Genomic DNA, 14,352 nt, shown 5'->3' with positions numbered 1-14,352 from the left:
AGCTTCTCGCTGATCTTGTTGACCTTGTCCTGGTCATGGTTTTTCTTCGGTGACACCGTAGTCATTATCGGTGAAACTCCTTCGAGATCAGAGCCTCACACACAAACTTCCTGACACCCTCCCGGGCGACCCCAGCTGCCAGCTGCCGGGCGAGGCCAGCAGGCGCCCACCCCCGCCAGCGCTAACCTTCAGCGCTAACCCCCAGCGGCTCAGCAAACTTCAGCAAACTTCAGCAAACTAACGGCAAAACTAACCCCGGCCCAGATCCTTCAGCACCCAACCAGCGCTAACCCCGGCCCAGGTCCTTCAGCACCCGGCGGACGTGCTCGCCGGCCTCCGGCCCCTCGTACGCCTCAACCACATCATCCACGCGCCCGACCTTCCGGATCTCTCCGTGGTCGATCCACAGCGCACTGTCACACAGCTGCGCCAGGAATTCGTTGCTGTGCGAGGCGAAAACCAGGATGCCGCTGCGCTCAACCATCTCCACCAGCCGCCCGCGCGCCTTAGCCATGAACGCCGCATCCACGGCGCCGATGCCTTCGTCCAGCAGCAGAATCTCCGGGTCGATGCTGGTCACAACCCCCAAAGCCAACCGGATCCGCATGCCCGTCGAGTATGTGCGCAGCGGCATATCCAGGTATTCCCCGAGCTCGCTGAACTCCGCAATGTCGTCCATCTTCCGCCGCATTGCCTTGCGCGTCTGCCCCAGGAAAAGCCCGCGGATCATGATGTTTTCGTACCCGGAGATCTCCGGATCCATGCCCACACCCAGGTCGAACACGGGTGCCACGCGCCCGCGCACAATCGCGGACCCGCGCGTCGGCTCGTAAATCCCACTGAGCAGGCGCAGCAGGGTGGATTTGCCGGCGCCGTTGTGCCCGACCAGGCCGATCCGGTCGCCGTCTTGTAGATGCAGATTGACGCCCTTAAGCGCCTCCACCATCACCGTATTCGACGAGTTCCTGCCGATCGCGCCGCCGGCGGCCCCCAGGAATGTCTGCTTCATGGAGCGGGTCTTCGCATCGAAGATGGGGAAGTCTACGCAAGCGTCGTAAGTGTCAATCGAAACCATGTCATCTCCTAAACCCAGTAGCTCACGCGGAAGCGCCAGCGGCGCATCACTAGCAGGGCCAGCGCAAGCCCCAGCACGGTCAGCACGCCCACGATGCCCCAGTGGTAGGCGGGGACTGGCTCGCCGATCATCGGCCCGCGGACGATCTCCAGGTAGTGGTATAGCGGGTTGATCTCCGCAATCTTTGCGCGCTCGGCCACTGCCCCGCCTTGGTCGCGGAGGGTTTTGGTGGTCCAGACGATGGGCGTCATATAAAAGGCCAGTTGGACCAGCGAATCCAGCAGCGGGGCTACGTCGCGGAATCGGGTGGCGATGATGCCGAAGAACATGGTCACCCAGATGCCGTTGGCGATCATCAGGGCCATGGCGGGCACGACGAGCAGCACTTCCCACCCGAGCGATGGGCGGAACACGGCCAGCAGCACGAGCCAGATCACGAGGTTGTGCAGCAGGAAGAGGAATTGCTTCCACACCAGGCGGTACACGTGCACCGACAGGGCGGAAGGCAGCTGTTTGATCAGCCCTTCGTTGGCGATGAACACCTCGGAGCCGTCCTTGATGCAGCCCGAAATGAAGCCCCACAAGATCAGGCCGACGGCGACGTGCGGCAGGAAGCTGGCGAGGTCTTGCTGGAACAGCAGGCTGTACAGCAGGCCGAGGGCCAGGGCCATCACGCCGGTGGCGATGGTGATCCATAGGGGCCCGAGGGTACTGCGCCGGTAGCGTTGTTTGATGTCCTGCCAGCCGAGTGCGAGCCATAGTTCGCGCTGCGCAAGCCCCTTCTTCAGGTCGGCCCACGCCGCACCGAAGGTTTGGGAGTTGCTAGCTGGGATGTCGCCGTCTGCCGCGGCGGTGATCCGCTGTAGATCCGCGGCCTCTGGCATTTTTTGTGACATGTGGTCCTGCTTCTTGTTACTGCTTCGCGTTTTCGTTGCTGTTGCTTTGAGGCAGTCTATTTTACTTTGTGACGCCCACACCTCCTATTCCCGGCGAGTCCCGCTTCTGCTTTGGTGGCTGGGCTGGTGGCAGTTAGCGGCGGCAGTTCCCCGCGGCGCGAGGCACCGGTCCGCAGCCGTGGCCGGGTTCGGTGCTGCCTGTCGGGATTGGGGGGCTAGTATCGGTTGAGGTGATTTCCGGCTACTTTTTCTGGGGAGCCGTATTATGGTGAGTTGGGTTTTGGGCGTCGCGTAGAGTTGTGTGATGCGCAGGAAAAAGTGTCAATTAGTCTAATTAATAAGGAGAAACCCAGTGTTCGATGTGCCGAGAGTCAGGGGGGCGTATGCATCGCTGTCGGATGGTTGGACATACTTAAATGCACAGGACTTACCACTGGTGCCAGAGCGGGTTTCTTCGGCGGTGGCACGAAGTTTCCGCGCAGCGCCCTTAGTTGAGCAACCAGCGTCGATGGTGAACGCGCATTCTGGTGTGCAGCGACCAGGCCGTCGCATTGGTGAGGCATTTGCTGATTCTGCACGCATTGCAATCGCGGATTTAGCAGGTGCGCAGCCTGAGAATGTCGTTCTAGGAGCCTCGCGCCACGCGCTGTTGGGTGATTTAGCGCTCGCGCTTTCGCGTCGCTTATGTCTCGGACAGGAGGTTGTGCTCTCGCGGATTGATGATCCGGCGAATGTGTTGCCGTGGGAACGTGCAGCGGACCTTTTCGGCGCAAGGGTGCGTTGGGCGGAGCCAGATCTTTCCAGTGGCGTGTTACCGGCTTGGCAATTCTCGAATTTAGTGGGGCAGGAAACTACGGTGGTTGCAGTTTCGGCCGCAAACCGTTACTTAGGATCAGTGACGGATGTGCGGGAGATTGCTGATTGCGTGCGCCAAAAGTCTAAGGCGATGCTGGTGGTAGACGTGGATTCATTTGCGCCTTATCGTCTGGTGGATGTGGAGCGGATGGACGCGGATGTGCTGGCCTTGGATATAGCGAGTCTTGGTGGTCCGACGGTGGGGGCATTGATCTTCAAAGATGAAGACGTGCGTCAGGCAGTGTTCCCCTCCGGACACGCAGCGGCTTTGGTGGGTGTATCAGAGGGATTGCTTGGAGGCGTTGCTGAAACTGTTGACCACTTGACCCGCCTGGATGACTTTGCTTGGGGTGATCGCCGATCGCGATTGATGACGGCAATTTCCTATACCGCTGACTATCTGAATTCATTGACAACACGTCTGGTAGAGGGTTTGCGAAGCCTTGGCACAGTATACGTAATTGGAGAAGATGGAGATATACTGCAGGAGTTCACTTCCGTAGAGCGCCTGCCGCGCGTAAGTTTCCTGGTCGATGGCGTTCCTGCGGATGTGGTTATACAGCGCCTGCTGGTCAACGGCGTGGTTGCTGGTGTGGTTCGGCCTGGGCAGTCGCAGCTGCTAGAGCTTATGGGGGTCTTCGAAGAGGGAAGGAGTAGCGCCCGTGGCCGACACGGTCTCAAGGTCACGTCAGAATCTTCCCCGAAAATGCGGGATTGTGCCGGTGCAGTTTCTGTTGGGTTCGCCCCTTATAACACTAAGCATGATGTAGACCAGCTATTGCGGGTTGTGGCATCCGTTAGGTAGCGATAGAACCAGCTAGCACCGCGTGTAGTGATTACGATAGCGTGGCCGTGTGCTTCGACTGATTACTGCGCTTACACCGATAATTTGGGGAACGACGTACATCGTCACCACGAACATGCTGCCTCCTGGGCGGCCGCTTCTGGCGGGTGTGCTGCGTGCACTACCTGCGGGTTTGATGCTGCTGCTGTGGTTCCGCAGGCTACCGCGCGGGCAGTGGTGGTGGAAGTCCGCGGTGCTGGGGGTTGTGAACATCGGCGGCTTCTTTGCTCTGCTGTTCGCGGCGGCGTACCTGCTGCCGGGCGGCGTGGCGGCGATTGTGACGAACACGGCGCCGCTGTGGGTGATCGCACTGAGCCCGGCGCTGTTGGGCACGCGCATTCAGCCGTATCAGGTGATCGGCGCGCTCGTCGCTGTGGTGGGTGTGGCTTGCTTGGTATTGACGCCCGCCGCAGCCCTGAATACCGGCGGCATCCTCGCGGGCTTAGGCGCCAGTGTGTGCATGGGGCTGGGGGCGATTCTGGCGAAGAAGTGGGGTAAGCCGGATGATGTGCCACAGCTAGCGGTGACGGGCTGGCAGCTGACTTTCGGCGGGTTGTTCCTGGTTCCGTTGCTGCTGGTGATGGAGGGGCTGCCGGACCACCTTACCGGCCAGAATGTGTTGGGCTATGCGTACCTGACGATCTTCGGTGCCCTGATTGCGTATGGCATCTGGTTCAACGGCCTGGCCAAGTTGGACGTGGTGCAGGTGGCGATTCTCGGCGTGCTGAGCCCCGTGACGGCGACGTTCCTGGGCGTGGTGTTCGTCGGCGAGCGGCTGAGCGTGGTGCAGTGGGTTGGCCTGCTGCTGGTGCTGGCGGCGCTGGTGTTGGTGCAGACGGGCGGGTGGCCGCGGCGTGGCCTCGGGCGGCTCACCAAGCCGCGCGCTTAGCTGCTTCGCCCGTTGCTCAGAGGCGCGAGCCGGGCCCGCCACTATAGCAACGCGACCGCCGCGCCTAGCTCTGCGGCAGTTCGAGCACGATTTTGCCGGTGACCTCCCCGGCCAGCAGTGCCTTGTGCGCGGCGGCGACTTCGGCGATGGGCATGATCCGGTTGATGTGGTGGGTGATCTGCCCGTTCTCCAGCAGCGGCCAGACGTTGCGCACGGTTTCGGCGACGATGCGTGCCTTGTCTTGGCTGTCGCGGTAGCGCAGGCCGGTAGCGCTGATGTTTCCACGCTTGCTGAGTAGCTTGGCGATGTTCAGTTCGCCCTTCACGCCGCCTTGCATACCGATGATTACGATGTGCCCGTCGGGGGCCAGGGCCGTGATATTGCGGTCGAGGTACTTGGCGCCGATGATGTCCAGGATCACGTCCGCCCCGCCGTGTTCGGTGAGGATTTCGGCGAAGTTTTCTTCCTTATAGTTAATGAGGATGTCCGCGCCGTAGCGGCGGCATACGTGCAGCTTTTCTTCGGAGCCGGCGGTGGCGGCCACGGTGGCGCCGAGGGCTCTGGCTAGTTGGATGCCGAAGATGCCGATGCCTCCGCCGCCGCCGTGGAACAGGATGGTATCGCCTTCGCGCAAGCGGGCGGTCATCATGATGTTGGACCAGACGGTGCAGGCGACTTCCACCACGCTGGCGGCTTCGGCGAGGCTGTATCCGGCGGGGATGGGGAGGAGCTGGCCTTCGGGTACGGTGGCGTATTCGCTGTACCCGCCCCCGGAGAGCAGCACTGCGACTTCGTCGCCCGGGTGCCAGGGGGAGCCGTCGGGGCGGGTGGCTCCGTTGGGGGCTTCGATCACGCCTGCGGCTTCGAGCCCGATGATGTCGGTGGTGCCGCGGGGTGGGGGATAGTGGCCTTGGGCTTGTAGGGTGTCTGCTCTATTGACGCCCGCGTAGTGGATGCGCACCAGGGCTTCGCCGGGTTGGGGGTCGGCGATGCTGGTGGTTTGCCAGGCCAGGGAGCTGGGGTTTTCGGTATCGGTCTGGATGATTGCGTTTGTGGTGATGCTCATGGTCTCCACCCTAATGAATCATTGTGCGGCTGGGAATGGAGTGCGCGGTGGGGGAGTGAGCTTTCGGTGGGTCGGTGAAAGGCGGAGCGGAAGTTGGAGGATTAGTGGTGGCGTGTAAAATGTTTTGAGCGGTACTAGCCGCATTGGAAGTATGGCAGAGCGGCCGAATGCACTGGTCTTGAAAACCAGCGATGGGAGACCATCCGGGGGTTCAAATCCCCCTGCTTCCGCAGTTGTCCTGAAGCGCAACTTGATCGAGAGATGAGTTGTGGCTTCGTGGGCGAACCGATATCTGCGTTGTTTTTGGGTTGTCGTGGCTATGGGGGCTAGGGGTGGGGCTTGGTATCTTTCATTGAAAGTGCATTCTGTTACTAAGAGTTATTTCGGTTTTTGAACCTCGTGCTCCTCAAACGGTAGATTGCTCACGTTCTGGTGAGGCTTCACACTCCATTCTCGTTGTGGAACTATCTCCATATGATTGGTGCCGGCTTTTTGCGTCCCTCGGGTACTGTGGGAACCTCTTCGTCGAAATAGAAACTGACAGTATGCGACGATTCTGCCGTTTCAGATCCGTGTTCCACTGCGCCCACCGTACCCCGGGCATAGGAGAAATTTCTGACTAGCGAGCTTTGTTTAGTTGGCAATCTAGAGTTGAGCGGGATCCCGCAGGCGTTATCGGAACCACCCACTAGCCGTCGTGAGGCCTTGCCGTCACGGCTGGAAGCGATCATTTTAGGTGGCGTAACAGCTGCGTTGTTAATATCCGGTAGCCCGTGGATTACCATCGGATCTTCTGTGTATTTGGAGACTGCACCTAAGAATGCTATGTCGTAGGCATAGCAATTGAAATGGCTGATGTTAGTTGCCTTTTCAGGCTCAAGGAGTTCTATCCGCCCAGCCGGAATCCGTACACCATCGTGAGCGTTAATTTTCCAGATCAGCAAACGCCCCTCGGAGTCGGAGGTGGCCACAGTAGCAGATTCGCCGAACCGAAGAACCGTTCCGGGTGCAGTGAGAGCTACCTTGGTGCCGTCTGGATAGAGAAACTCTGGTAGTTCTTCTGTCAGACCTTCCGAATCCTCGTTCTCATCGGTAGAGCCAGGGTCCTTGGAGATATCGTCGAGGTCTGTTGACTCCTTAGTCTTCTCAGGCAAAGACTTTGTGGTCGGTATAGACGAAAATCCCTCAGTCTCAATTCCAGCGCACGCTGCGCTCATCAACAGAATTGAAACGCCTAACGCAGCTAGGCGTAGGCTGTTTCCTAGAGAAAACCGCGTAGGAGTGATGTTCACGGAAAGTGCTCCTTCAGTCCTGAGGAAGTCTGTCGCTCGACACAATTGGCATCTTTCTGCCTTGTAACGGCTATGAAGCTTACCTTGTTTCCACCTGAACCGGTTCTGGTGGTTTAGGTACGAACACGTAGCTGATTCGTCGGCAGAAACGGGAAACCAAAGATTCGAGTGGTCCGGTTCCCCGTGCCAGTTGCCATGCGCTAGCGAAGAGTAGCGCGAACAAAACCTGAGCGAAGAACCAACCCACAGGGAAGTTGCTGATGGAATCTCCAGTGACTACGAAGGTTAGTAGATGGGCCGTGTACAACGTCAATGTCATTGAGCCAGCTGCAATAAGGGGTAAGAGGAGGTGGCTCAGCATACGGCTGACCACGAGGAATGCGCCGATGACAAACATTGCCAACCCCGCAGAGGTGAGCAGGTCAAACGTAGTATCCGTGTGCGGTCCATTAACGGCCAGCCACCACCAGGTGTTGGTAGGCAGGTGCCCCTCCGGTCCGTAATCCATGACGTTAATGATGTCCTCGGCATCGTACCCATCAGTGTAGTAGTACAGGTTTGTAAACCCACCGAGATAATCGATGAGAAACGTTGAGAAGAAGGACCCAACAAAGGCGAGGCCAGCACCGACCAGGATGAGCCGGACTTGGGTAAGTAACCAGCGGAGGTTCAGCCGTCCAATAGCTAGCCCGAGGCATAGGTAGCTCATCCACGTCACAAGCGGATAGGTGCCACCTACCAGCAAAGTGATCAACGTGTCACCTGGTAGAGAAAACAGCGAGCTGAAATTGGGGTTGAATGTAGTGGTGTAATGGAGTCGAGAGTTGGTGAAAAACACCAGGATCGGCCCTAAAGTTGCAAACCCGGCTGCCACAGCCAGTAGTGTGCGGATACGTGCAGCAGTTAGTGGAATGGCGAGGAAAAACATCAACCCGTAGTAGGGCAGAATATTGTACACGGGTAGGTGTAGTTCGTCTAAGGCAAGACCGAGTAGAAGGATAACCGCAGCGCGAGCTGCCAGTGAGACCCGGCTGCGGCGCATCTTCTGACCTTTGTACGGGTTGTTGGAACCCGTCACTAGGGCTACGGTGATGCCGGCAAGGACCGCGAATAGCGCAGCCGAGTGCCCGGCGAAAATTCCCCAAACAAAGGTCGGTCGCCCCGTGTAGCTATTAGCTGCAGGAAGGATGTGCACTGCGACCATCCCTAGCAGTGCACAGCCACGGGCAGCGTCCAGACCTGTGATCCGCTTTGGATTGCGTGCTGGGCCGAACGCTAGATCCTTGCTCCATTTGGGTGCCGTTGGTTCGGGGGGCGGGGTGTAAACCGGCGGAGGGGCAGCCTTTTCGCCGTCCCAAATTGGACGGATGGCCGCTGGGCCGGGGGTCGGCCGTGCTGCTTTGGGGTCTTCGGGTGTGGCGGATGAATCCATGGGCTTACCTTTCGGGCTTAATTCTTGGGGGTTGATTCGGCTGTGAGCTTTGGATCATTAACAAAGGCGACAGGATTGCCGGTCCAGACCGAGTCAGCGGGAATTCCATCCTGCCGCAGGACGAGAGACCCAGGAAGAACCGTCGTTCGTTCTCCGAGCGAAGAGCCGGGGAGCATAAAACTATTCGGTCCGAGTGTGGAGCCCGATTCAGCAACTACGGGTTCTAGAGCCATCACGCGGTCATGAAACAGGTGTGTCTGTAGGACAGTACCGCGGTTGATCGTAGCTCGATCTTCAACTCGAATGAGGTCGAACTCCGGAAGCCACCACGTTTCACACCAAACGCTGCGTCCAATGGAAGAACCCATCAAGCGTGCCCATAAATTGAACATGGGCGAACCAAGAGACATTCGGATAAGTGAAGGAACCGCGAGGATTTCCGTGAAGTTGTCCACTAGCTCGCCACGCCATACGAAGGAAGAGTACAGGGTATGATCTCCAGGCTTGAACCGGCCGACGAGTAGCCATTTTGCAATGATTGGCAAGATGCTGGCAGCAATGCCTGCAAGGAGGACAATTGGGGTTGCCCACATAGCAACTGCACGCAATCCGGACCAGCCGAGTCCATAGTGCATGTAGATAATGGTTCCCACCCACACAATGAATAGATCCAAATAAGCTACTGCCAGGACAGGTAGGAAGCGAAATGCCTCTACTAGAGCTCGCGCGACTTTCAGGTAGTTAGACGGGTTGAAAGTTTGTTTTTTGTCGGCATCCACGTGAGTGCGTGGAATTTGCTGGGTGGTGCGGCCCAACCAAGAGGTTCCGCGGCCGGGGCGCTCGGGTGTAGACGCGAGGACTGCAATCAGAGAATCTTCGGGCAGATCGTGATCGATTCCCACGATGCCCGAGTTTCCTACGAAGGAGCCGTCGCCGATGACGGTAGTGCCGATATGTACCCAGCCAGATCGGTAGCGCACAGAGGCGCAGAGGGAGTGGTCGGCAAGGAAACAACGATTACCGATGGAAGTCAGGTGGGGGATTGTCTCAACCGTTGAAATCTCAGTGCTATTGCCTACTCGAGCCCCCAGCAAGCGCAGGAATGCTGGGGTCAGCCATCCTGCGTACATGAAGTAGGTAGAGGTCAAGGTCTTCTGCAGAAGCGTATGTGTTAGCCAGACCGCCCAGCCGGTGGCGGATTCCTGTGGGAAGAACCCTGGCTTAATGAAGAGTGCGCAGAACCGTATCGAAAAAATAACTAGCCCTAACCAGGTGACTACCGTGAGCAGGGTGAACACGGGTACCCATGCCGCCAAAATAGGGAAGACTTCCTCATAGTGAGAGTGCGTGATAACACGCGGAAGCACCATCGCGGTACCCGGCAGGATCGAAATGATGGGCAGTAGGGTCATCCAGGCTTGACCTGACAGATACAATGCCTTGAGCTGTACCCCATTCGTAATGTGAACTTTGCCTGCGGCTGCGGAGTCAGTCGGTGATTGAGCAGGCCAGGTTTCATCGGCCTTACCGCGGTGGATCAATGGAGAACCACCATAGAGCTGACCATTCGGAACGGAACCTGTTACGCACGATCCGGGGAGGATTTCTGCACCATCACCAATTGTGGCGTCAGGCGCAACGAATGTTCGCAGGCCAACACGGACTTGATCGCCGATTGTGATCCTGCCGATATGGAAAGTATCGCCTTCGATCCAGTGACCATTGACGTCCACCTCTTGTTCCAGGCAGGAGTTTTCTCCGATGGACAGCAATCCGCTTACTGGAGGCATCGACGCAAGGGCCACACCACGACCGACCGTGCAGCCAAATAAGCGATAGAGAAGGGGTGCGCCTGGTGTTCCGAGTAACGACTCGAGTTTGAGGTAAGTGAGGAAACGATCCGCCGCCCACACACGCATGTGAGTCCACCCTCCACGCAAGTGCTTACCAGGGCGTACCCCCATCGTTAGCAAGCGAACTACAATAGTCGCTTGAAGCATTTTTCCTGCGGTGGAGAATAGTATGAGCCAGCTAGCCAGTAGTGGCCAGAGTGGAATCTCCGGAACCCATGCCGCATCGAAGAAAAAACGCAGAGCCCACACCACAATTAACGATCCGACGATGTAACGCAAAGCGTTGACAGCGTAGATGGCACAGACCACCAAGAATTGGAATACTCCCGACCACCACGGGATCTTTCTGGGGATGGGACGTTTCTCCTGTGCTTCATTCAGCGTGGCGATGTACGCTGCCATCTCCGAGAGCGTGGGGTTCTTGTACAGATTGCCGATATCGAGGGCAGGGTGAAAGTGGCGTAGTTCCACGGCTAGTTTCGCGATCGCGACAGACGATCCGCCGAGTTCAAAGAAGTTGGAATCCGGCTCCATAGGAACTTGCCCGAGTTGATCGGCCCACTTGTGGGCAAGCCAGTGAAGCTCTTCTGGCAGTGCGGCGGTAGTTTCGCCCGAGTCGGGGAGTGGCCATGGCAAGGCAGAACGGTCAACCTTACCAGAGGTTTTCATTGGAAGCTCGTCGACCACGCACAATGTAGGTGCGATTCCGCCGGGAAGAACTTTTGAAAGATAGCTACGTGCTTCCGAGAGGTTGATTTCTGATTCAGCGACTATGTACCCGACGATAACGTCGGAGCCAGCGGGCGTTTTCTGCTTGGCTGCAGCAGCCGCGGACACACCAGGAGTGCCGGCTAGTGCGCGATCGATCTCTCCTAACTCCATGCGGCGGCCACCGAACTTAATTTGGTCATCCGTACGACCAGCAAAGATCAAGCCGGCCTTCTCTGCGATGACAAGGTCACCTGTCCGGTAGGCTCGATCCCAGTTCAGGGAGGCGATCGGTGCGTAGGCTTCGGCGTCCTTGTTGGGGTCGAGATAGCGTCCGAGACCGACACCGGCAACTACGAGTTCACCTGATTCGCCCCAGCGCACTGGTTCTTCGGTTTCTGGATTGACCACGGCCAGTTGCCACCCGGGTGTTGCGCGTCCGATTCGAACCGGCTCGTCGGCACTGAGCGGTTGGACTAGTTCGCCAGAACAAATAATCGTTGTTTCAGTGGGGCCGTAAGTGTTCCATACTTCTCGGCCCGGGGTGGCTAATCGATTAATCAATTCTTTGGGTAGCGCTTCTCCACCAAAGATCAGCAGTCGAACGTTGCTGAGAGATTCGGTTGTCCAGAAAGACGCAAGGGTAGGGACTGTTGAGACAGCCGAGATCCGGTGATCGGTGATCCATTGTCCGAGTGCGTCTGCGGAACGGACGATGTCGCGGGGAGCGGCCACGAGCGTTGCTCCGTATCGCCACGCCAGCCACATCTCTTCACAGGAAGCGTCGAAAGCAACAGACAAGCCTGCCATTACCCGGTCGCTGGGTCCCAAGGGTTGATCTACGAGATACATTCGTGATTCAGCATCAACCAGTGCTGCAGCTGACCGGTGTGATACTGCAACACCCTTGGGCTTACCAGTCGAACCCGAGGTGAAAATAATCCAAGCGTGGTCCGTTAGCTCGGGGCTAGACGGGGTGATCGGCTCACGTTGTGGACCATGTTGGACAATTGACAGGTTCTGGCCGTATACGGCCGCTACCTGTGCTTCCTCCCATACGGTATTTGCCCGACTATCGGGATCGTCCCAGTCGACGGGTACATAAGCTGCTCCAGCGCAGATTGTCGACAAGATTGCAATATAAAGATCCGTCGTTCCGGAAGGAACGCGGATGCCGATTCTGTCGCCCTTTCCGATTCCGAGTTCAGCAAGACGATTGACTTCATTATTAATGCGGTCGACCAGTTCGCGGTAAGTGAGTGTCTCGTTTGTTCCTTCCAATGCAGTCGCATCGGGGTGGTTATGTACGGTTACCGTAAGGATATCGACTAAGGTTCGGGCTTTGGGAACCTCCTCGACGCCATAGATTGCGTATATATCGTCGTCAGTGTGCCTAGTCTCCATATGCGCGATCCTTCTTTCAGCGTGGACGTGCAAGAACTCAGTCTCCCGGAGTTCTATCGCCCGGAAAAGCCATTTAATTTACAACGAAACGGTAACGATTCTACATCATTAGCATAACATTTGGTAGATGCTGTTAATGGGGCGTGTGGCAGTCTAGAGCGCGTGCATGAAAGATTAGCGGTGGTCTGTGGGGATGGCGCGATAGTGTTTGGGGTACAACACAAAGAAGAGCTAAATGGCTCCCGATTCACCTGTTAAGAATTGGGTCGAACAATGAGAACTTTCTAAAGATCGGATGCGTACTGGCTTCAGGCTGCAGTGACCTCGGGTTGTTCTCAACGTACAGGGCGAAGGGCGGCGTCCAGCTAATCTTGAGGCTGGGTGCCAAATATACAGTTCTATCTGGTAGGTGAAGTCAACGTTAAATTTTCCGTATAACAGTTGAAAATGTCGGCAGCGAATCGTAAGGTTCTAATCTGTCAGCAAGTTCATTCAGGCGCGTGTGGCGCCCTGCCATGCTGTGCAAAGTAGTGAAAGGTAAGAGAGTTTTGAGCTTCGAGTTAAGTCCTCTTAGGGAGAGGGGGGCGCTACAGAAGATTTCGCTGGCCATTATGGCTATAGTGGCGTTGATCTTGGGGGGCGCCCCGGCGGCCAGCGCCCAAGAAAATTCCGCCCAAGAAAATTCCAATGTCAAGATTTCTAACCCGCAATTGGTTGCAGGTAATGGCAAGGAGCTTTCGCCGGACGGGAAATTCTATCCTTGGACCGTGTTTGATTTCAGCTTCGATTGGGAAGCTACGAACGGCACGGTGAATGATGGTGAGTCTTTCACCGTCGAGATCCCAGCGCCGCTACAGGCTCATAAGGACGAATTCCCCTTGGTGGATGAGAATGGAAACACTGGTGGATTGTGCACGACCGGTGGCGGACAGCTCACGTGTACTTTCAATGAAGCATTTGCGAATAAGGACCAGGTTAAAGGTCATGTGACCATTGGCCTGCAAAGCACGCAGACCGAAAGCTACGACGGAAAGACAATCGACTTCACCTTAAACGGTATCACTACAGCAGTTCAGCTTCCCGAAGATGCTAACGGATTCGTTACGGAGGAGCGTCCCCGCGAAAGCTTCGGGCAATCCGAAAAGGATGGCTGGGTAGAGAATGCGGTAGACGGGGATACTCGGAAGGTATCCTGGTTCCTTAACTTGAAGAGCGTTGATCTTCCCGACAGTGGAGCTCTGGTGATTGAGGATAAGCTCGACGGTCCACACAAGTTCTCGAATGAAGAAGACGAGACTCTAGGTCTCTCTTTGAACGGTTTCAACGGTGGCGGTGTGGCGGAGTATATCGATCCGCTGAACGCTGAGGTGAATTTGAGTGAGGACGGAAAGTCCGCAACGATCACGATTCCAGAGCCCACCGGCGGTTGGAGCTCGAAGGAAAACTGGCAGGTCCACTACTACACCTACTACGAAGGGGAAGGTAGCATCCCTAACGGGACCTCTTTCGGCAACACAGCAAACGTGAACGGCAATGGCCTTGAGAAGACAGTTAAGTTCACTCAGACCGGTTCGGGTACCATTCAGGGCGTAGATCGCAACAGCTACGCGCTTAAGAAGCACATTGTAGAGGGCAGTGAGCTCGTGCCGGAAGGCACCGAGTTCACAGTGCACGTAAAGATTGAATCTAGCAACGAAGATTTCAACGACGAGTATGACCAAAAGGTCTCTGCAAACGGTGAGTTTGTTAAGGGGTCGAAGGAGCTTCCTGCGGGAACAAAGGTGACTCTGACAGAACCTACGTTCCCTGACGTGGAAGGGGTTACCTTCGGCGATCCTAAGTTCCGCGCCGGTGAAGAGGACGTTGATAATGTTAAAATCTCTGAGGATGGCAAGACCGCAACTCTGACGGTTGTAGAGGATCGCAACGTGGAAGTGCACCTCGATAACACTGCCAAGAAGTCCACGGGTGCGTTCGAAATCACGAAGGAGCTTGTTAACCCGGACAACCTGCCGATCTCGGAAGACGCTGAGTTCAC

9 protein-coding genes and 1 tRNA gene are annotated in these 14,352 nt (G+C 56.9%); 4 read left to right on the top strand and 6 right to left on the bottom strand.

Annotation, left to right across the window (positions count from 1 at the left end):
- Nucleotides 1-286: 286 nt before the first annotated feature.
- Together MHX66_RS10205 and MHX66_RS10200 are read right to left on the bottom strand one after the other, a co-directional pair.
- Nucleotides 287-1,075: an ABC transporter ATP-binding protein gene (locus MHX66_RS10205; protein ID WP_005292416.1), complete on the bottom strand. Its 789-nt coding sequence runs from the start codon at nt 1,073-1,075 to the stop codon at nt 287-289.
- Between the two features lie 8 nt (nt 1,076-1,083).
- Nucleotides 1,084-1,971 (bottom strand): ABC transporter permease, encoded by an 888-nt coding sequence (locus tag MHX66_RS10200; protein ID WP_011274307.1) that lies wholly within the window; start codon nt 1,969-1,971, stop codon nt 1,084-1,086.
- 352 nt (nt 1,972-2,323) lie between these two features.
- Here MHX66_RS10200 and MHX66_RS10195 point away from each other — a divergent pair, with 352 nt between their 5' ends.
- Together MHX66_RS10195 and MHX66_RS10190 are read left to right on the top strand one after the other, a co-directional pair.
- Nucleotides 2,324-3,631 (top strand): aminotransferase class V-fold PLP-dependent enzyme, encoded by a 1,308-nt coding sequence (locus MHX66_RS10195; RefSeq protein ID WP_239202813.1) that lies wholly within the window; start codon nt 2,324-2,326, stop codon nt 3,629-3,631.
- Between the two features lie 49 nt (nt 3,632-3,680).
- On the top strand, nt 3,681-4,559 hold the full coding sequence (locus tag MHX66_RS10190; RefSeq protein ID WP_239202811.1) for an EamA family transporter: 879 nt from the start codon (nt 3,681-3,683) through the stop codon (nt 4,557-4,559).
- A 64-nt stretch (nt 4,560-4,623) separates the two neighbouring features.
- Here MHX66_RS10190 and MHX66_RS10185 read toward each other — a convergent pair whose 3' ends face one another.
- Nucleotides 4,624-5,625: an NAD(P)H-quinone oxidoreductase gene (locus tag MHX66_RS10185; RefSeq protein WP_239202809.1), complete on the bottom strand. Its 1,002-nt coding sequence runs from the start codon at nt 5,623-5,625 to the stop codon at nt 4,624-4,626.
- 145 nt (nt 5,626-5,770) lie between these two features.
- On the opposite strand from MHX66_RS10185, the gene MHX66_RS10180 reads away from it, so the two are divergent.
- Nucleotides 5,771-5,855, top strand: a tRNA-Ser gene (locus MHX66_RS10180).
- Nucleotides 5,856-6,089: 234 nt separating this feature from the next.
- Here MHX66_RS10180 and MHX66_RS10175 read toward each other — a convergent pair.
- The 3 genes from MHX66_RS10175 to MHX66_RS10165 all read right to left on the bottom strand — a co-directional run bounded on the left by MHX66_RS10175 (nt 6,090) and on the right by MHX66_RS10165 (nt 12,314).
- Nucleotides 6,090-6,917, bottom strand: coding sequence for a hypothetical protein (locus MHX66_RS10175; protein ID WP_239202807.1), 828 nt, complete (start codon nt 6,915-6,917; stop codon nt 6,090-6,092).
- 79 nt (nt 6,918-6,996) lie between these two features.
- Nucleotides 6,997-8,349 (bottom strand): heparan-alpha-glucosaminide N-acetyltransferase domain-containing protein, encoded by a 1,353-nt coding sequence (locus MHX66_RS10170; RefSeq protein WP_239202805.1) that lies wholly within the window; start codon nt 8,347-8,349, stop codon nt 6,997-6,999.
- A 17-nt stretch (nt 8,350-8,366) separates the two neighbouring features.
- On the bottom strand, nt 8,367-12,314 hold the full coding sequence (locus MHX66_RS10165; protein ID WP_239202803.1) for a Pls/PosA family non-ribosomal peptide synthetase: 3,948 nt from the start codon (nt 12,312-12,314) through the stop codon (nt 8,367-8,369).
- Nucleotides 12,315-12,862: 548 nt separating this feature from the next.
- Between MHX66_RS10165 and MHX66_RS10160 the strand changes: the two genes are divergently transcribed.
- Nucleotides 12,863-14,352 (top strand): Ig-like domain-containing protein (locus tag MHX66_RS10160; RefSeq protein WP_239202797.1); only part of this gene is annotated, 1,490 nt, incomplete at its 3' end.

The sequence above is a fragment of the Corynebacterium sp. ACRPH genome, assembly GCF_022347285.1.
Classification (GTDB): domain Bacteria; phylum Actinomycetota; class Actinomycetes; order Mycobacteriales; family Mycobacteriaceae; genus Corynebacterium.
This window is presented reverse-complemented; position numbering and strand designations above follow the sequence as displayed.

Bases quoted from the DNA above. Each gene is read 5' to 3' on its own strand.
- MHX66_RS10205 (WP_005292416.1), bottom strand. From the start codon at position 1,075: ATGGTTTCGATTGACACTTACGACGCTTGCGTAGACTTCCCCATCTTC.
- MHX66_RS10185 (WP_239202809.1), bottom strand. From the start codon at position 5,625: ATGAGCATCACCACAAACGCAATCATCCAGACCGATACCGAAAACCCC.
- MHX66_RS10200 (WP_011274307.1), bottom strand. From the start codon at position 1,971: ATGTCACAAAAAATGCCAGAGGCCGCGGATCTACAGCGGATCACCGCC.
- MHX66_RS10170 (WP_239202805.1), bottom strand. From the start codon at position 8,349: ATGGATTCATCCGCCACACCCGAAGACCCCAAAGCAGCACGGCCGACC.
- MHX66_RS10165 (WP_239202803.1), bottom strand. From the start codon at position 12,314: ATGGAGACTAGGCACACTGACGACGATATATACGCAATCTATGGCGTC.